This window comes from Mammaliicoccus sp. J-M40, assembly GCF_022386395.1.
In the GTDB taxonomy this organism is placed as follows: domain Bacteria; phylum Bacillota; class Bacilli; order Staphylococcales; family Staphylococcaceae; genus Mammaliicoccus; species Mammaliicoccus lentus.
Genome location: NZ_JAJNIQ010000019.1, coordinates 1 through 18,438 on the forward strand (window position 1 = coordinate 1; position 18,438 = coordinate 18,438).

General features: G+C 31.0%; 17 protein-coding genes. 12 read left to right on the plus strand and 5 right to left on the minus strand.

The features are described from left to right. Positions 1-356 precede the first annotated feature (356 nt). Positions 357-2,090, minus strand: coding sequence for a pyruvate oxidase (locus LQ688_RS13460; RefSeq protein WP_239752866.1), 1,734 nt, complete (start codon positions 2,088-2,090; stop codon positions 357-359). Positions 2,091-2,261: 171 nt separating this feature from the next. On the opposite strand from LQ688_RS13460, the gene LQ688_RS13465 reads away from it, so the two are divergent. The 5 genes from LQ688_RS13465 (at position 2,262) to LQ688_RS13485 (ending at position 6,617) form a co-directional block, all read left to right on the plus strand. Continuing rightward, positions 2,262-3,080 (plus strand): glycosyltransferase, encoded by an 819-nt coding sequence (locus tag LQ688_RS13465; RefSeq protein ID WP_064204908.1) that lies wholly within the window; start codon positions 2,262-2,264, stop codon positions 3,078-3,080. 83 nt (positions 3,081-3,163) lie between these two features. Continuing rightward, positions 3,164-3,967: a recombination regulator RecX gene (gene recX, locus LQ688_RS13470; protein WP_239752867.1), complete on the plus strand. Its 804-nt coding sequence runs from the start codon at positions 3,164-3,166 to the stop codon at positions 3,965-3,967. Continuing rightward, positions 3,960-4,277, plus strand: coding sequence for a YfhH family protein (locus LQ688_RS13475; protein WP_017000486.1), 318 nt, complete (start codon positions 3,960-3,962; stop codon positions 4,275-4,277). Before recX ends, LQ688_RS13475 begins: the two co-directional genes overlap by 8 nt. Positions 4,278-4,289: 12 nt before the next feature. Then, the gene (locus tag LQ688_RS13480; protein ID WP_239752869.1) at positions 4,290-5,837 is read left to right on the plus strand and encodes an ABC transporter ATP-binding protein; all 1,548 of its coding nucleotides are present in this window, start codon (positions 4,290-4,292) and stop codon (positions 5,835-5,837) included. A gap of 9 nt (positions 5,838-5,846) precedes the next feature. Further along, a complete protein-coding gene (locus LQ688_RS13485; RefSeq protein WP_017000488.1) occupies positions 5,847-6,617 on the plus strand; it encodes an ABC transporter permease in 771 nt (256 codons plus the stop codon). A gap of 97 nt (positions 6,618-6,714) precedes the next feature. Here LQ688_RS13485 and LQ688_RS13490 read toward each other — a convergent pair whose 3' ends face one another. After that, complete coding sequence (locus LQ688_RS13490) at positions 6,715-7,689, minus strand: metal-dependent hydrolase (protein ID WP_017000489.1); 975 nt, start codon at positions 7,687-7,689, stop codon at positions 6,715-6,717. 92 nt (positions 7,690-7,781) lie between these two features. Between LQ688_RS13490 and mutY the strand changes: the two genes are divergently transcribed. The 4 genes from mutY to LQ688_RS13510 all read left to right on the plus strand — a co-directional run bounded on the left by mutY (position 7,782) and on the right by LQ688_RS13510 (position 12,919). Beyond that, positions 7,782-8,819, plus strand: a complete 1,038-nt coding sequence (mutY, locus tag LQ688_RS13495) for an A/G-specific adenine glycosylase (protein ID WP_064211575.1) — start codon at positions 7,782-7,784, stop codon at positions 8,817-8,819. A gap of 75 nt (positions 8,820-8,894) precedes the next feature. After that, positions 8,895-9,449 carry a nucleoside tri-diphosphate phosphatase gene (gene ntdP / locus LQ688_RS13500; RefSeq protein ID WP_017000491.1) on the plus strand — a complete coding sequence of 185 codons (555 nt, stop codon included), beginning with the start codon at positions 8,895-8,897 and terminating at the stop codon, positions 9,447-9,449. 66 nt (positions 9,450-9,515) lie between these two features. Then, on the plus strand, positions 9,516-11,255 hold the full coding sequence (locus tag LQ688_RS13505) for an ABC transporter ATP-binding protein (RefSeq protein ID WP_017000492.1): 1,740 nt from the start codon (positions 9,516-9,518) through the stop codon (positions 11,253-11,255). Between the two features lie 68 nt (positions 11,256-11,323). Then, positions 11,324-12,919, plus strand: coding sequence for an FMN-binding glutamate synthase family protein (locus LQ688_RS13510; protein WP_239752870.1), 1,596 nt, complete (start codon positions 11,324-11,326; stop codon positions 12,917-12,919). 77 nt (positions 12,920-12,996) lie between these two features. On the opposite strand, the gene LQ688_RS13515 is transcribed toward LQ688_RS13510, so the two are convergent. Together LQ688_RS13515 and LQ688_RS13520 are read right to left on the minus strand one after the other, a co-directional pair. Next, positions 12,997-14,091 carry an FUSC family protein gene (locus LQ688_RS13515; RefSeq protein WP_017000494.1) on the minus strand — a complete coding sequence of 365 codons (1,095 nt, stop codon included), beginning with the start codon at positions 14,089-14,091 and terminating at the stop codon, positions 12,997-12,999. A gap of 97 nt (positions 14,092-14,188) precedes the next feature. After that, positions 14,189-15,475: a glutamate-1-semialdehyde 2,1-aminomutase gene (locus LQ688_RS13520; protein ID WP_017000495.1), complete on the minus strand. Its 1,287-nt coding sequence runs from the start codon at positions 15,473-15,475 to the stop codon at positions 14,189-14,191. An 84-nt stretch (positions 15,476-15,559) separates the two neighbouring features. Between LQ688_RS13520 and bcp the strand changes: the two genes are divergently transcribed. The 3 genes from bcp to perR all read left to right on the plus strand — a co-directional run bounded on the left by bcp (position 15,560) and on the right by perR (position 17,514). After that, the gene (gene bcp, locus LQ688_RS13525; protein ID WP_017000496.1) at positions 15,560-16,018 is read left to right on the plus strand and encodes a thioredoxin-dependent thiol peroxidase; all 459 of its coding nucleotides are present in this window, start codon (positions 15,560-15,562) and stop codon (positions 16,016-16,018) included. A gap of 5 nt (positions 16,019-16,023) precedes the next feature. Further along, complete coding sequence (locus tag LQ688_RS13530) at positions 16,024-16,977, plus strand: phosphoglycerate dehydrogenase (protein WP_017000497.1); 954 nt, start codon at positions 16,024-16,026, stop codon at positions 16,975-16,977. 78 nt (positions 16,978-17,055) lie between these two features. Beyond that, entirely contained in the window at positions 17,056-17,514 is a 459-nt protein-coding gene (gene perR, locus LQ688_RS13535; protein WP_017000498.1) for a peroxide-responsive transcriptional repressor PerR, read from the plus strand. A 31-nt stretch (positions 17,515-17,545) separates the two neighbouring features. Here the strand turns inward: perR and LQ688_RS13540 are convergent, their stop codons facing one another. Next, complete coding sequence (locus LQ688_RS13540; protein ID WP_017000499.1) at positions 17,546-17,965, minus strand: YgzB family protein; 420 nt, start codon at positions 17,963-17,965, stop codon at positions 17,546-17,548. Positions 17,966-18,438 lie beyond the last annotated feature (473 nt).

Genomic DNA, 18,438 nt, shown 5'->3' on the forward strand with positions numbered 1-18,438 from the left:
ACAAGCACGTTAGCGGTATAAATTAGGTTAATTAATATGAATTTCACATGATATTTATAAGAAACGTCTGTCTAACGTGCAAGAAAAAATAGATAAGCCCGTTACAATTTCTAACGAGCAAGAGTTATAAAACAAGCTCGTTAGCGGTATAAATTAGGTTAATTTATATAAAATACACATGATACTTGTAAGAAATGTCTGTCTAACGTGCAAGAAAAAATAAACAAGCCCGTACAGTCAGCTACTGCCAATATAAAAATAACATCTCATTTCTAACTGAATAAATCAGTGAAATGAGATGCTATTTATTTTGAGTTAGGATTTATGTCCTAAGCTCTTCTAATTAGACTATTAATTTAGAAGAATCTTCTAATTAATGTTTTTAATGGTGGCATTTTTTCTAATCTGTTTTCTTCTAATGCTGTTCTAATTTCGAATTTCGCATAGCCTCGTGCTTCATCCCAAACGATTTTTCCTGGTAGTGGGGCAGCATCTGGATCTACTCTTACATTAACGATTACTGGTTTATCTGCTCGTTTTGCTTTTTCTAATGTTGGTGCAATATCTTCTACATCTGAAACGTTATAACCGATACCACCACAACTATCAGCAAATCTAGCGAAGTCTATATCTCCTAAATCGATAGCGTATTCTAATTCACCAGCTGCCTGTTGTTCATATTTAATGAAGGAAAGCTCTTGGTTATTTAATACGACAACAATGATTGGTAATTTATATAGTACGGCTGTTACAAAGTCATGCATAACCATAGATAAACCACCGTCACCAGTAATTGCGATTGCTTGTTTATCAGGATTTGCTATTTTACTAGCGATTGCTCCTGGTAAAGCACAGCCCATTGTACCTAACCATGATGAAGTAATAAATTGATTATTATGGTCTAGCTGTAAATAACGTGTACTCCAAACTGTGGAAGTACCAACATCTACTGAATAAACAGTGTCTTTGGTAGCTATTTTTTCAATTTCTGCCATTAATCTTTCAGGTCTAATTGGCATGCTATTGTCTGTTCTATCTTCTTCAAGCCATTTATTCCATGTTCTCATGTTTTCTTGACATGCTTTAAGGAATTTACGGTCATTTACTTTTTTAGCTTCTTTAGTTAATGAATCTAGTGCATTTTTAGTATCGCCAACTAAACCAACATCTACATTAAAACGATTGCCAATAACTGATGGTTTAATGTCGATTTGAATACATGGTATATCTTTATCAGGTAAATAATCTACATAAGGATAGTTAGTACCGACTAAAATTAATAAGTCTGCGTCTTTAGTAGCTTCGAAAGCTGGTTTTGTACCAATTTTACCTAAATTACCCATGAAATTAGGGTGTTTATCAGGGATGATACCTTTTGCTGGTAATGTGATTACACCCGGCGCATCAATGTGATCGATGAAATCGAGTAGTTCATCTTTTGCATCTTTAGCTCCAACACCCGTTAATACAACAGGTTTTTCACTATTATTAATTAATTCAGCTGCTTTTCGAACTTCACTTTCTTCAGCATATTTAACTGAATTTTGAAATTCATAAGTTTCTCTTGGAACTTTATCTTCTATTTTTCCACTTAATATATCACTTGGAATTGTAAGTACAGCAACACCTTTTTTAGCGTATGCTGTTTTAATTGCTTCGTTAACTGTTTCGTGGATGTTTTCCGCTGATTCAATTTGTTTATTATAAACGGCAACATCTTCGAATAATGCTGGTAAATCAACCTCTTGGAAAAATTTTGTTCCCAATTTGTCTGAGTCTGTTTGACCAGCTAATACAAGCATAGGCACGTTGTCCATTTTGGCATCATACATACCATTTAATAGATGGATTGCTCCTGGTCCGCCTATACTTAGAGCTACTGCTATTTTTCCAGTTAGCTTAGCATAACTACTAGCGGAAAGTGCAGCGACTTCTTCATGTCTCACATGATAAAATTTAATCGCTTCTTCTTCTGTTTTAAGAGCATCAACAACTTTATCTATTGAATCACCAGGTATTCCATACACATGGTCAATCTGCCAATTTTTTAAAACTTGTACAAGTGCTGCATTTGCTTTTATTTTTGCCATTCATTATTCCTCCTTGTTTGCATATACTAATATATATACCCAAATACGCTAAAAGTAATACGTAAAAGTAAGTCTCCGGACTGATTTTCTTGTTTTTAAGTAAAAACCAGTGTTTAAAATACTTATTACAAGATATAATAATAAAAGAAATACGAATGAGGGAGCGCAAAGATGGGGCTATTTAAAAATAAGAAAAATGATATTTCTCAAACAAATTCTGAAGAAGAAGTTCAATATAGAAGATATCAACACTACTATCAAGAACCTATACAACCTAGAAAAAGAAAAAAAGTGTCCAAATTATTTGGATTTTTAGCTATATTAATCATACTTGTTATCGCGTTCTATATCGCAGTTATGTATATGTGGTCAAGAACATCGGACGTAGATGAATTAACAAAAATAGAAGATAAACCATCTTATGTTCAAGTTGAAGATATGCCTGATTATACGAAAAATGCATTCGTTGCCGTAGAAGATAAACGGTACTATGATCATGAGGGTATAGACTTAAGAGGTGTATCAAGAGCTTTAGTAGTATCATTAAAAAATGGTGAATTGACACAAGGTGGTAGTACGATAACACAACAAGTCGTCAAAAATTATTTTTATACGAACGAAACTCAAATGACGCGTAAAGTAAAAGAAATGTTTGTAGCTAAGCGAGTAGAAGATACTTATGATAAAAATGATATACTAAGTTTTTATGTTAATAATATATATTTCGGAGGAAACAATTATACTATAGAAGAAGCGGCTAATTATTATTTTGGCGCTACAGTAGATAAAAATAATCCTTATTTACCACAAGTTACAGTATTACAAAGTGCAATTTTAGCAAGCGTTGTTAATGCGCCATCAAATTTCGATATTAATAACATTAGTGATAGTTATGTAACAAGGATTAAATCAACATTAGAGAAAATGAAACAACAAAAATATATTACAGATAGTCAATATACACAAGCTATAAATGAATTAAACCAATAACAAAGCACACTGGGTTAAGTGATTAAACTTTTAAACTCAGTGTGTTTTATTGTATTCTATATATAAATGTGGAGGGATTCAATTTGCTGAAAATCACTAAATTAGAAGTACAAAAGAAAAACAAAGAACGGCTAAATTTATTTATTAACAACGAATTTGAGATGGGTATTGATCAAGCTACGTATATATATTTTAATTTAAGAAAAGATATGGAAGTTACGAAAGAACAACTTCAAAAAATTAAAGACTATGATCAATATAGACAAGCTTTAAATCAAGCAATTAAATATCTATCCCATAAAAAAAGAACGGAACTAGAAGTAGAACAATATTTAACGGACAAAGAGTACAGTTACGATTTAGTTAAAGATGTAATTGATTACTGTAAAAACAATCGCTATATTAATCACGAAGATTATATTGAAAGTTTGAAAAATACAATTTTAAAAACAACTGATAAAGGTCCAGATCATTTTGAAAGAGTAGCTAAAGAAAAAGGACTATCAAATGATTTAATATTAAAATATAAATCAAAATTTGAAGAAGAAATGTCTGATGATAGAATTATAAATATTGCAAATAAAATTATGAGTAAAAAGAAACAGCCACCAAATAGGTTAAAACAATCTATCGTACAAACGCTACAACAAAGAGGATATGCTTTTTCGCTTATTAACGAGCATTTAACAGATTTAAATATAGAACCAACTTCTGACGATGTTGAAAATATTTTGATGAAAGATTTAGAAAAGGTATATAATAAATATCAAAAGAAATATAATGGATATGAACTAAAAACTCATGTCGTTCAAGCATTAGCGAGAAAAGGCTATACATTTGATATGATTAATGACAAATTAAGAGAAAGTGGTATTGTAGATGAGTGAAGATAAAAAATTTGTAGAAATGACAGAATACGAATTAAACACAGTAATAGCGGATTATAGAGAAAAAATGAGAAAAGCTGAAGCGATGGGTATTCTAAATGAATACGAAGTTTATAAAAGAAAAGCTTTAATTGCAGAAGCTTATCTTGTTGATACATCTAAGATAGAAACAGGAAAGGTTTATGGACTAATAGGTGAGACGCGCAGTTACTTTAAAGTTGAAAGAATTAATGGTGTGTTTGCGTGGGGCTTTAGATTAAAAGGTTCAAAAATTGAAGAAGGCATTCCAGTTAGTCTTCTACAACTATAATGGTGGTGCAGTATGACACAGCAAATATTAGTAAGAGTTGTTAATGCAACAAAATATTATTACAAAACTAAAAAACAGAATAAAATTATATCTTTGTTCAAATTAAATCGTTTAGATAGAGAAATTATTTTGAAGAATGTGACGGTACATCTATATCGTGGTGAAGTACTTGGCATAATAGGCGATGATGAATCAGGTAAAGAATTAATCAGCAGATTAATGACAAAGGAAATATCGCCCAACATAGGTAAAGTAACCAATAACGAACAAACATTTCTTGCTGATGTTTCGCATAAAGAAAATGATTTTCAAACTTTAAATGAATTGATTATAAGAACGCTAAGTTTATCAAAGGTTAGTGCTAAAAACATATCTAAGTTACAAGATGAGATTTTAGATTTTGCAGAGCTAAAAGATAAAGGTACTTCTACATGCCAAGAAATTACCCAAAGTGAGTATGCTCAATTACTTATTGGTATTAGTAATTATATGAAACCTACTGTAGCGATTTTTACAAATATCATTCAATATTTAAATGAATCATTTCAACAAAAATTTCATGATTTTTTAACAGAACAGAAAGAAAATGATAGAGCTGCAGTATTGATAGATGATCATGTTCATTCTATAGAGAAAATGAGCAACTATTTAATTTGGTTAACATACGGTCAAGTTAGAAAAGAAGGTACAGTGAAAGAAGTTTTAAATCACTATAGAGATTATTATAAAAAGTATAATCAACTTTATGACAAAGAACAAAAGTCGTTATATGATTTGAAATGGAGAATATCACAGCAAGAGTTACCAGTTGCACAAGGTGAAGGTTATAAAAGAATGCGCAAATATCAATACGGTAAAATACCTAAATCTATAGAAAAAATGTTATTTTACGGTACGACTTTCCTTATTGGCGCATCGTTAGCAGCATTATTCATGTTCTTGGATGTAGGAAATTTAAGTTCTAATAAAGAAGATACAACTAAACAAGTTATTGCTACGAACAGTAAGCCTGAATACATAGACAAATCAGCATATATATTATCGTTAAAAGAAGATACAGAAGTACAATCATCATCTAAAGATAAAAATTATAAACTTCCTCAATATAGTTTCCTAGATGTCACTGGTGAAAATGAATCTAAATATAGACTAGAAATAGACAGACAAGCTTATACAACAAATAAAAATAATTTATACTTCTTTAATCCAGCAGGCTTATACGAAGAAAAAAATTGGTCTGAATTAGAAGATTATGTGGATGATAATTATTTAAATTATATTGATTTTTATAATAGTTTTATGCATAAAAGCCATAAACAAGTATCTGAGACTATCAGACCAGAAAATGAAAATAGGTTTAATGAGCAAATGGAAGGTCAAAAAGTCCATATGATTTTTGACAGCGATAATAAATTAATTGGCTTTACATTTGATATTAAAAATAAAGAAAAACTCATCAAAAAATATAATATTTCTAGTGATAATTGGGTCGTTAAATCAAGAGACGGGTATATGGTAGCAGACTTGAAAGCAAACAAATGGATCTTTATTCGATTATAGGAGGTTAATATGAACGAATTATTTGAACAACACATCAAGCATTTTCCACATATGATCAAATATTGCTTCTTTGAAGTTCGTTATCATTACAAGTACTATTTATCAGCGTTTGGTATAATGTTATTATTGCTTATTTTAACATTTGGACAACTGTTGATACGAGATACAATAGATATACAACGATCAACTTCATTCTTTAGACTTGTAGGATTTTTTGCTTATATATGGATATTTTTATCGTTATTTCACGCTGAGAAAACTGTAAGAAAGCAAGGGGCATTATACAATAGGTTATCTGTTCCTTATTATGTTGGGACATCTGCCCAAGTATTTTTAGCAATGTTAATGTTTCTTATAATTATTACAATTACAGGTATGGTATCTACAAACATGTCTGAAATAATAGATATTAATCATTTAGGATTTTTCTATTATTTAGTAATGGCATATATTTTACTTGTTCCATTAGCATCCATCATTGGTTTGCTGGGAAAATATTTCTATAAAACGAGATTTATTGTATTTGGTTTATTAATCATATTATTATTCATCGTGCCAGTTTTATATGTCCCGAATAATATGTATGCTGTTTGGGTAAATGTACTCAAGTTAAATCCATTATTTTATATTATTAATGGTTTCCAACAGACAATGATTTTAGGGAATGCTTCTGTAACCAATTTACCTTATCACATATTATTTTATTTTGAATTAGGTATTGTGTATTTAGCTTGGATAAATGTTAATAGAGCAGATAAAGTAAAATATTTTAAAGATTAAACTGAAGAAAAACCCCCTTTCAAAGTATGCAACTTAAACGTTGAAAACTTTGAAAGGGGATTTTTTATATGCTGAACTTTCTCGTGTCATATATTAATTATACTTCTAATTTTTTCATTAATTTTTCTTCTGTAAAGACCCAACCGATATATGAACTTGTGACTTTCATATCGTCATCTAGTAGTAGTATCGCAACGAATGGATAATGGCCATTTTTTAAATATCTTAAATCGATGAACCTTAATTCTGTCGTATGTTGATCTACTCTAGTAACTTCCCATCTATATATTGAACTGAAGTTTAAAAATGCTCTGAGATTTTTGTCGAATTTAGCATGTTCCATAATATGGTCGTTAGGGAAAGCTTGTCTTTTGAAGACATCATTAAATGAAACGTTACGACCGTAGCTTCGTCCAACATAATCGTGCGTTTCAGTTTGTATCGCAATGCGCCATTCCATAAAACGAATGGTTGGAGCTACGAAAATTTTCACTGGATTATGCTCTTGTTGGATTTGTTTTAAAGCTTGTTTCTTGATAGCATCTTGTAATATGAATCGTATCGCATAATAAAATGCCAGTGCAAGGTATAGTGTGCCGAATGCAACACCCGCATTCAATCCTAATGTCCAAAAAAGTATAGCAATCAAATGCGTAATGAATATGATAGGGTCGAAGGTATTTATAATACTTAATTGTATCCATTTGTTAGAAATTGGCCGGAGTGCTTGTGTACCATAAGAATTAAAAATATCTACAAAAACATGAAAGAATACAGCAAGCTGTGTCCATAACCAAATGTGTAATAAATTAACACTTGGAAATATAACAAATATTAAAAATGATAAAATAAGTGGCCATAATAATGTAAAAGGAATAGAATGCGTGATTCCTCTATGGTTTTTTACATATATAGCATTATTTTTAAACTTTAATACTGTATCTATATCAGGAATTTGAGAGCCAACCATAATACCAGTTGCAACTGCTGCAAACGTTGGTGTTACGTTTGGATCTAACGTTGCAAGGCCAGTTAAGGCTACACCCATAACGACATGTGTTCCAGTATCCATAAATTTCACCTCTTTACTTTAAGGTATATGATATATATTATATAGCATAAGTATAGAAATCTTAAAGCAATTAACCAGAAAGTAGTGTCAAAATGTTAGAAATAAATGAATTTAAGCACGATTTACTTAAATGGTTTGATGAAAATCAAAGACAAATGCCTTGGAGAGAAACTAAAAATCCATATTACATTTGGTTAAGTGAAGTGATGTTGCAACAAACTCAAGTTAATACTGTAAGACCATATTATAATGCTTTTATAGAGCGTTTCCCTACAATTGAAGCATTAAGTACTACAAATGAAGAAGATGTCCTTAAATATTGGGAAGGTTTAGGTTATTATTCACGGGTTAGAAATTTTCATGAAGCGGTCAAAGAAGTCCACAACAAATATAATGGGAAAGTACCTGATGATCCAGAAAGCTTTCAATCCCTTAAAGGGGTAGGTCCATACACTAATGCTGCTGTTATGAGTATCGTACATAATCATCCATTGCCGGCAGTGGATGGAAATGTATTGAGAGTTTGGAGTAGGTTAACTTGTAACGATGCTGATATTGCTCAACCTAAAACTAAAAAATTGTTTGAAAAAGAATTGCAACCATTCGTAGAAACAAAGTCTGGTGATTTTAACCAAGCGATGATGGAACTAGGCGCTACAATCTGTACACCTAAAAAGCCTATATGTATATTATGTCCAGTTCAAAAGCACTGTGAAGCATTTGCAGAAGGTGTTGTTTCAGAATTACCAGTTAAGAAAAAGAAAATTAAGAAAAAAACAATTGATTATGACGTACTTTATATTACGAACCGAGAAGGTCAAATCCTTATACGTAAAAGAGATACTAAATTATTAAATGGTATGTGGGAATTTCCAATGTTTGAACAAGACACAAGTATTGATGCCATTGAAGATGAACTTGATTCTGTCATTACGATAGAGAATGAACCTGTTATACAAACTAAACATGTATTTACGCATATGACTTGGAATATGAAAGTATATAAGGCATACATGCAAAAAGAAAATATTAAACCACCTTATAAGTGGATGAACAAAAACGAAAAAGATACTTTGTCATTTTCTACGTCAATGACTAAAATTTTCACGCAAATGAATCAATTACTTTAACTAAAACATTATTTTAGATTATTTATTGAAGTATGATATAATAGCTTGGTAAATATTTAAAAGGTGGTGTGGAACATGGTCAAAGAATCCATACCAAAAGAAGGCCAAGTAATTAAGGTTCAAAGTTATAAACATGATGGTAATATACATCGTGTATGGTCTGAAACAACAATTCTTAAAGGTACGAGTCATGTCATTATCGGTGGAAACAATCGTACACTCGTAACAGAAAGTGACGGACGAACTTGGGTTACAAGAGAACCTGCGATTGTTTATTTCCATGCTGAATATTGGTTTAATGTCATTTGTATGTTCCGCGACGACGGTGTTTATTATTATTGTAATCTTTCTTCACCATTTGTTTGTGATGAAGAAGCAATTAAATATATTGATTACGATTTAGATATAAAAGTGTACCCAAGTGGGAAATATCATCTTTTAGATGAAGATGAATATCGTCAGCATATGAAACAAATGAATTATCCAAAAGATATTGATACAATTCTACGAAGAAATGTTGATATTCTACAACAATGGATTGAAAGGAAAAAAGGACCATTTGCGCCTGACTTTATTAAAGTTTGGCAAGAAAGATTTCATTCTATTGATAGACATTATCCAGGAGAATGAAAAAATTATACAGCCTAGCGATCTGCTAGGCTGTTTCGTTTTGATATTATGAATGGGGGAACAAAAATGATCAAAAGGTATTTACAATTTGTAAAGCCATATACTTGGCATATTGTAGGTACGATTATCATTGGGATTTTAAAATTTGGGATTCCTTTATTATTACCATTATTAATAAAATTTGTTATTGATGATGTAATAAATAATGGTGCACTATCAATTGGGCAAAAAACTGAAAAGTTAACTTATGCACTATTAATTATGGGATTTATATTTATAGTTTTAAGACCACCAATAGAGTACTTTAGACAATATCTAGCGCAATGGACATCTAACAAGATTTTGTATGATATTCGTAAAAAATTATATACACATTTACAGGCTTTGAGTTCAAGATTTTATGCGAACAACAAAGCGGGTGAAGTAATTTCACGTGTTATTAATGACGTTGAACAGACAAAAGATTTTATATTAACGGGGCTTATGAATGTTTGGCTAGACTTAGTAACAATTGTTATAGCATTAAGTATTATGTTTGTTTTAGATATTAAATTAACTTTTGCAGCAATTGCAATTTTTCCACTATTCATCTTTAGTATTTATTACTTCTTCGGAAAGTTAAGAAGGCTAACTAGAAAAAGATCACAAAGTTTAGCTGAGCTTCAAGGTTTTCTACATGAGCGAGTTTCTGGAATGTCTGTGATTAAAAGTTTTGCTATTGAAAAAAATGAAGAAAAAAGATTTGACGAACGTAACCGTAATTTTCTAACGAAAGCTACTGAACATACATTATGGAACGCTAAATCATTTGCTGTAATCAATACAGTTACAGATTTAGGACCATTATTAGTAGTTGGTATCGGAGGCTTTTTAGTTATAAATGGACAATTAACAGTAGGGACTTTAGCAGCATTTGTTGCTTACTTAGAACAACTTTATGGACCGTTACGTAGACTAGTTTCTTCATCAACAACGTTAACTCAAAGTATTGCTTCTATGGACAGAGTTTTTCATTTATTTGATGAAAAATACGATGTTAAAAATACAGAAGACGCCGAACCCATTAAAATTACGAATGGTGATATTGAATTTGAAAATGTTTCATTTAAATATAATGAATATGACGATGAAGTGTTACATCAAATTAATTTAAATATTAATAAAGGTGAAACAGTCGCATTTGTGGGCATGAGTGGCGGCGGTAAATCTACATTAATTAGTTTGATACCTAGATTTTATGATGTAACAGAAGGTAGAATTATGATAGATGAACATAACGTTAAAGATTTCACAACAGAGAGCTTACGTCATCAAGTAGGCATGGTTGAACAAGATAATATTTTATTCTCGGATTCAATTAAAGAAAATATATTATTAGGTAAACCAGACGCGACTGAAGATGAAGTCATTGAAGCAAGTAAAAAAGCTAATGCTCACGACTTTATTATGTCATTGCCTAATGGATATGAAACAGAAGTAGGAGAACGTGGTGTTAAACTTTCAGGTGGACAAAAACAACGTGTATCTATTGCGAGAATATTCTTAAATAACCCACCTGTACTGATTCTAGATGAAGCGACAAGTGCGTTAGATTTAGAAAGTGAAAAAATTATTCAAGATGCACTTGAAATATTAAGCGCTGAAAGAACGACTTTAATTGTTGCGCATAGACTTTCAACAATTACGCATGCAGATAAAATAGTCGTTATACAAAATGGAAATATTGAAGAAGTTGGTTCGCATAGAGAGTTAATGGAAGCTAGAGGCAGCTACTTCAATTTATACAATATACAATCTTTCGAGTAAAATTACATCCCCCTCTATCTAACTATGATATTATTAAGTTATCATAGTAGAAAAGAGGGGGAATTTTTATGACTTTTCTAAGTGTATTACAATTAATTGTGAACATATTATTTTTTGTTATTATAATTGGATTGTTAATCACGGGGGTAACACTTTATATAATAGACAAAAGACAAAAACATCATAGCGTATTAAGAAATTATCCCTTACTAGGGAGAGCAAGATACTTTTTAGAAAGTGTTGGGCCAGAATTAAGACAATATCTAATATTAAATGATAACGATGGCAAACCATTTTCTAGAAAGCAATATTTAAATATGGTAATGCCAGGTAAATATAAGAGTCGAATAGAAAGTTTTGGTTCTAAGAGACAATTTGAAGAACCAGGTTTTTATATTCAAAATTCTATGTTTCCTATAGATGTTGATGAATTAGAAATAAATCAAAAAGATATGATGTCTACTTATATTTACAATGTTGATAATGAAGGGTTATTTGATAGAAAAGAGTCACAAGTTAAAAAAACTGTAGAACCTTATAAATTAACGGAAACTAATGAAATGGTAATTGGTCCAGAATTAAAGCATCCTTTTGTAGTAAATAGATTAGTAGGCCAATCAGGGATGAGCTACGGTGCACTTGGTAAAAATGCTATAACTGCATTATCTAAAGGCTTAGCAAGAAGCGGTTCTTGGATGAATACAGGAGGAGGTGGTTTAAGTGACCATCATTTATCCGGAAATTGTGACATCATTTTTCAAATTGGCCCGGGATTATTCGGAGTAAGAGATAAAGCAGGTAACTTCGATGAGGATGAATTTATAGAGAAATCTAAAATAGAACAAGTAAAAGCTTTTGAACTAAAATTAGCTCAAGGTGCAAAAACAAGAGGCGGGCATATTGATGGCAAGAAGATAACGAAAGAAATTGCTGAAATTAGAAACGTGACGCCATATGAAACTGTTAACTCACCAAATAGATTTGAATTTCTACATAATAACCTAGAGCTATTACAATTTGTTGATAAGTTAAGAAATCTATCTGAAAAACCTGTAGGAATTAAAATCGTAGTAGGTAATATAGAAGACTTAAAAGATTTGATAAGCGAAATGTCAAGAAGTGGAATCATTCCTGATTTCATTACAGTAGATGGTAGTGAAGGTGGGACAGGGGCAACTTTTCAAGAATTGACGGATACAGTAGGATTACCACTGTTTACTGCTTTACCACTGCTTGACCTAGAACTCAAAAACAACGGAATTAGAGATAAAGTAAAAGTATTCGCTTCAGGTAAATTAATTACACCTGATCAAATTGCTATTGCATTAGGATTAGGCGCAGATTTAGTCAATGTTGCAAGAAGTTTGATGATTAATGTAGGGTGTATCATGGCACAACAATGTCATACTAATAATTGTCCGGTTGGTGTTGCAACTACTGACCCTAAAAAAGAAACAGCATTAGTCGTATCAGAGAAAGAATATAGAGTGTCGAATTATATTGTAAGCTTGCATGAAGGATTATTTAATTTAGCAGCTGCAGTTGGAGTTAAAAGTCCGAATCAAATAGAAGAAAAACATATACTCTATAGAAGTTATAATGGGCACGTGTTAAATGGTATACAGTATAAAAAATCTTTATATAATGAAAAAAGAGCAATATAATAAAAGAGACGGAGACATAAAAGTGTCTCCGTCTCTTTTTAAGATAAGTGTTAATATTGTAGCTTTGCCAGTCAAACTTATAAATCGAAATCTTCCTCAGCAATTTCTATATCACTATCTTCAGGGTGGAATTTAAAGTAACTTGATGAAAGTCTATCTAAATGTAAAATACTAGATTTGTAATCCAACATTGCTGAAATGACTTGCATTATGTTTTCTATATCATAATCATCTTGATCAGGGTTACTTGTGATTTCTTTAATGAAAATATCCATTAGCTCTTCTTTATATGGTTCTACTAGATGATCAGGCACATTATCGAGTTCGTGTTTTGCTTTTTGTGAGATACGAACGAGTATTTGTTCATGTAATGCCATCAATTCATCTAATTCAAATTTCATTTGTACTTTAAAGTCATCATCTAAATTATGAATATCATTTTCATACCGATTCATTTTTCTCAATACTTCATAGGCTCGCCTAGTTGCCATGATAGCTTCTTTAAATAGCACCTTTTTGCGCATTTGAGCAAATGCTTTTTTCTTAGAATAAGCTCTCTCTTCTTTATAGAAAAGATAAAACTGTTCTAACTTTACAATACGAGTTCTAATATTTTCTAAATCTTGTTTAACGTAATGAAATTCTGTTGTACCATTTAATACTAATCTGAACCATTTAAATATATCTGTAGAGATATTTAAAGAGTTATAATACATTTTAGTTTCAAATTTTGGTGGTAGAAAAGCAAAATTCACTATGAATGCACTTGATACACCTATCATAACGAGAGCAAATCTGTAGAATGCAGAAATATAGAAGTCGCCTTCATGATGCCCAAGTATGATTAAAGCTGTAACAACGGCTAAATTAGAAACGTGTTGTAAATTAAATTTATAAAGTATTGAAATAATAATAACCGCAGTAAGACCAATAAAGACTACATTGTTACCAAAAATAGAGAATATGGTAATGGCAGTAACCGCACCAATGATATTACCTTGAAATTGTTCTACTACTGTTTTAAATGATCGATAAACACTTGGTTGCATAGCTACCATTGCTGTAACCCCAGCTATGGAAGTAAGCATGACTGAACCTGGTAGTAAATTTGCTAGAAATATAGCAAGGACAATTGCGATACCTGTCTTAAATATTCTTGCCCCAAATTTCATAGAACCATTCCTTTTTGTTGTCGAAGAAAGCTTGTAACTTTATTCACAAGTCTATTATATATATAGGTTATACATTGTTTTTAAACAATTTTCAAGTTTATAGTTGAGATAAAGCGATATCTGCTGCTTTTATAGTTTCTTTTATATCCTCTTCAGTATGTTCAGTTGTTAAGAACCATGCTTCATATTTAGATGGAGCCAAATTGATACCTTGATTTAGCATAGATTTAAAGAATTTAGCAAACTTCTCACCATCTGTGTTTTCAGCTTGAATGTAATTTTCAACTTTTTCATCAGTGAAATAGATAGTCAAAGCACCTTTAATACGATTAATTGTAGCTTTAACATTATGTTTTTCAATTAATTCTAGAAGACCATCTTCTAATTGTTTACCTAGTTTATCTAAATAATCATATACATCAGGTTGTTCAAGAACTTCTAATAATGCAATTCCTGCTCTCATTGATAATGGATTACCAGCCATTGTACCAGCTTGATAAGCTGGACCTAAAGGTGCAACATGTTCCATGATTTCTTGTCGACCGCCATAAGCGCCGATTGGTAGTCCACCACCAATTACTTTACCAAAAGCAGTTAAATCAGGGTATACGCCCAGTAAGTCTTGAGCTGCACCATAATGGAAACGAAATGCTGTAATCACTTCATCGTAAATAACTAAGCCACCATGTTCGTGAGTAATATCATTTACAGCTTCTAAAAAACCTTCTTTAGGTTCAACCATACCAAAGTTACCTACAATAGGTTCAACTAGAACACCAGCAACTTGGTCGCCCCAATGTTCCATTGCTTCTTTAAATGATTCAATGTCATTGAAAGGAACTGTTATTACTTCTTGAGCTACACTTTTTGGTACTCCTGCGGAATCAGGCGTTCCTAATTGAGCTGGACCACTACCCGCTGCAACTAGTACTAAATCTGAATGACCGTGATAACAACCAGCAAATTTTATAATTTTATCTCTTTTTGTATATGCACGCGCAACTCTTATTGTAGTCATTACAGCTTCTGTACCTGAGTTGACGAATCTAATTTTTTCTAATGAAGGGATAGCTTCACGTAGCTTTTTAGCAAATGTAATTTCATATTCAGTTGGTGTACCTAGTAGTACGCCATCTTCTGCTGCTCCTTTAATAGCTTCAGTAATATGAGGATGAGCATGGCCTGTTATAATAGGGCCATAAGCTTGTAAATAATCTATGAATTTATTTCCATCTACATCATATAAATAAGCGCCTTTCCCTTTTTTCATAACTACAGGTGCTCCACCACCGACCGCTTTATATGAACGAGAAGGGGAGTTAACGCCACCTAAAATATATTCATCAGAAAGTGTCTGTAAATATTCACTATTTTTAAAATCCATTTTATCAACCTCTTTTGTTTTAATTATTTTCATATATATCGTATCATAAAATTAAGTATCTATCGTTGATAAGGAGTGTATATGATGACAAAAATTGGTGACAAATTTCCAGATTTTAATTTAAAGAATCAAAATGGTGAAACAATATCTAGTGAAGACTTAAAAGGCAGTAAATCTATTGTGTATTTTTACCCAAGAGATAATACACCTACATGTACTACAGAAGCATGTGACTTTAGAGATAATTTAGAAGATTTTAATGAATTGAATACTAAAGTATATGGTATAAGTGGGGACAGTGAGAAGAAACATTCTAATTTCTCAAACAAACATAGCCTAAATTTTGATTTGTTAGTAGATGAAGATTATCAATTATCTGAAAAGGTTGGTGTATATCAACTGAAAAAATCTTTTGGTAAAGAATCAATGGGGATAGTTCGAACTACATTTGTTCTTGATGAAGATAATAAAGTAATACATGTTATTGAAAAAGTTAAAGTTAAAACACAAATAGAAGACTTAAAAAACTTTTTGAAGGAATGATATAAATGAAGGTAGTTGCTTTGATGAAATTGAAGGATCAAGAAGAAAGATTAGTAAATGCATTTCCTAAAGTTGAATTTACTTTCTATAAGCATCCAGAATTAGCTGATAATGATGTATTAAAAGAAGCGGATGTATTGGTAGCTTATCATAGCGAAGTAGATGAAACCTTTTTAGATAAATGCAAGAACTTAAAATTGATAGCGTGGTTTGCTACTGGTGTAAATAATTTACCACTCGATTATATCGACAAAAGAGGAATTAAATTAACAAATGCTAGAGGCGTACACGCAATTCAAATTGCAGAGTTTATTTTTGGTTACATATTTAATGATATAAAACTATTTAAAGAAACATATGAAGCGCAAAAGAACCATGAATTTAAACATAAGTTAAATCCCGGTTCTATCTATAATAAGACAATCCTATTTTTAGGGACTGGCAAAATTCCTGAAAGAACTGCACGTATTGCGAAAGCATTTAATATGAATGTGATTGGTATAAATACAACAGGTCACAAAGTAGATGAATTTGATGAAGTATATTCTATAGAAGAAAGAGGTAAAGTTTATCATAAAGCAGACTTTATTGTGAATGTATTACCTGAAACAGATAACACGGTACATTTATTAGATGAACAAGACTTCAAATCTATGAATGATGATGTACACTTTATTAATGTAGGAAGAGGAACTGTAGTCTCTGAAGATGTGTTAGTAAAAGCATTAGAAAATAAAGAAATACGACATGCTTCTATAGATGTTTTTGAAATTGAACCACTGCCGGAGGATTCAAAGCTATATGATATGGAAAATGTTACGATAACCCCACACATCACGGGTAATGACAATCGTAATATGGAGAGATGTGCAGATATATTAATAGAAAATCTCAATAAAATGATAGAAAATGATAATAGCGAGTTAAATAATGAAGTGAATATTCAGTCAGGATATTGATTAATTGTTTGACAAAGCACTGTTATAGGGGCTATATTATAAATAATAATCATTATAAATTAGAAGGTGGGTGAAAGGATGCAGCATAGTACAGAAGATGTTGAACATTTATTAGAAGATGCGATTGGAACATTGAGAAGTACAGGCGTAAGAATAACACCACAACGTCAATCTATTCTTCAATATTTAATAGAAGCAGATAGTCATCCTACAGCTGATGAAATTTATCAGTCACTTTCACCACAATTTCCAAATATGAGTGTTGCTACAGTTTATAATAACTTGAAAGTTTTTAAAGAAACTGGACTTGTTAAAGAATTAACATATGGTGATGCATCAAGTCGTTTTGATTTTGAAACACACAACCATTATCATATCATTTGTGATCAATGTGGAAAGATTACTGATTTCCATTATCCGAGATTAGATGAAGTTGAACAACTAGCTCAACATGTAACAAGTTTTTCTGTTACACACCACAGAATGGAAATATATGGTGTTTGTCCGGAATGTCAAAGTAAAAATAAAAACAAATAAAAAAGCTAAAGACTTTAGGTCTTTAGCTTTTTTATTTATGTTCTTCAGTATTATTATCCTGTTCGGCTTCTTCTAACTTCTTAGATTTACGTTTGTTGTTGTAATCTTGATTAAAAGTTTTTCCTTCTAAGTTCTTATCTAGAGTTAAAGGTTGATTACAATTTGCACAGATATCTGCTCGACCCAACATCTTAGTATATTGATCACAGTTTGGACATTTAACTTGTATTGTTCTCGAACTAAGCATCCCAATCCAGAAATAAACAATAAATGATAATCCTAATGCCAGCATACCAAGTACTAAGAAAATACTAAAAACAATTTGACTCTTGAAATAGTAAAAGAAGAATACACCTATATACATTATTATCATTCCTAAGAAGATTAATCCTAATGCAAAAGATCTTATTCTATTTATTTTACTAGTAGGTTTTTTACGAAATAGCTTCAATTCTATTCCCTCCACACTATTTAATACTGATAAAGTATAGCATATTTTCTATTATGATATATAGTGGCTTTTAAAGTGAAATAATATACATATTTGTTTGAATAAATCGTTGACGTTCTCTATATAACTTGATATTATAAAAAAGTCGTCGAAACACATAGACGAACACAACTTATAGAATTTGTTAAAAAGGTTAATAAAGTGTAAATTTGATGCTTGAATTTAACGAAATAACAATGTAATATAAATTATGCAAGTGAATTACTTCGCAATTAACAACTTGAAAAGATTGTTTCTAGCGAAAAAAACAAATTAAAACTTTTTAAAAATAAAGCTTGCATCGAAATAAAATAACTGGTATAATTGATTCTTGTAGCGGTTAAAAATGAACATTGAAAACTGAATGACAATATGTCAACGTTAATTCCAATAATTGAGTACTGAAAGTACTTCAAAGAGTGATTGGCTTAACC

Excerpts from the sequence above, each read along its gene's own strand:
- LQ688_RS13460 (WP_239752866.1), bottom strand. The coding sequence starts at position 2,090 with ATGGCAAAAATAAAAGCAAATGCAGCACTTGTACAAGTTTTAAAAAAT.
- LQ688_RS13465 (WP_064204908.1), top strand. The coding sequence starts at position 2,262 with ATGGGGCTATTTAAAAATAAGAAAAATGATATTTCTCAAACAAATTCT.
- LQ688_RS13475 (WP_017000486.1), top strand. The coding sequence starts at position 3,960 with ATGAGTGAAGATAAAAAATTTGTAGAAATGACAGAATACGAATTAAAC.
- LQ688_RS13480 (WP_239752869.1), top strand. The coding sequence starts at position 4,290 with ATGACACAGCAAATATTAGTAAGAGTTGTTAATGCAACAAAATATTAT.
- LQ688_RS13485 (WP_017000488.1), top strand. The coding sequence starts at position 5,847 with ATGAACGAATTATTTGAACAACACATCAAGCATTTTCCACATATGATC.
- LQ688_RS13490 (WP_017000489.1), bottom strand. The coding sequence starts at position 7,689 with ATGGATACTGGAACACATGTCGTTATGGGTGTAGCCTTAACTGGCCTT.
- mutY (WP_064211575.1), top strand. The coding sequence starts at position 7,782 with ATGTTAGAAATAAATGAATTTAAGCACGATTTACTTAAATGGTTTGAT.
- ntdP (WP_017000491.1), top strand. The coding sequence starts at position 8,895 with ATGGTCAAAGAATCCATACCAAAAGAAGGCCAAGTAATTAAGGTTCAA.
- LQ688_RS13505 (WP_017000492.1), top strand. The coding sequence starts at position 9,516 with ATGATCAAAAGGTATTTACAATTTGTAAAGCCATATACTTGGCATATT.
- LQ688_RS13510 (WP_239752870.1), top strand. The coding sequence starts at position 11,324 with ATGACTTTTCTAAGTGTATTACAATTAATTGTGAACATATTATTTTTT.
- LQ688_RS13515 (WP_017000494.1), bottom strand. The coding sequence starts at position 14,091 with ATGAAATTTGGGGCAAGAATATTTAAGACAGGTATCGCAATTGTCCTT.
- LQ688_RS13520 (WP_017000495.1), bottom strand. The coding sequence starts at position 15,475 with ATGGATTTTAAAAATAGTGAATATTTACAGACACTTTCTGATGAATAT.
- bcp (WP_017000496.1), top strand. The coding sequence starts at position 15,560 with ATGACAAAAATTGGTGACAAATTTCCAGATTTTAATTTAAAGAATCAA.
- LQ688_RS13530 (WP_017000497.1), top strand. The coding sequence starts at position 16,024 with ATGAAGGTAGTTGCTTTGATGAAATTGAAGGATCAAGAAGAAAGATTA.
- perR (WP_017000498.1), top strand. The coding sequence starts at position 17,056 with ATGCAGCATAGTACAGAAGATGTTGAACATTTATTAGAAGATGCGATT.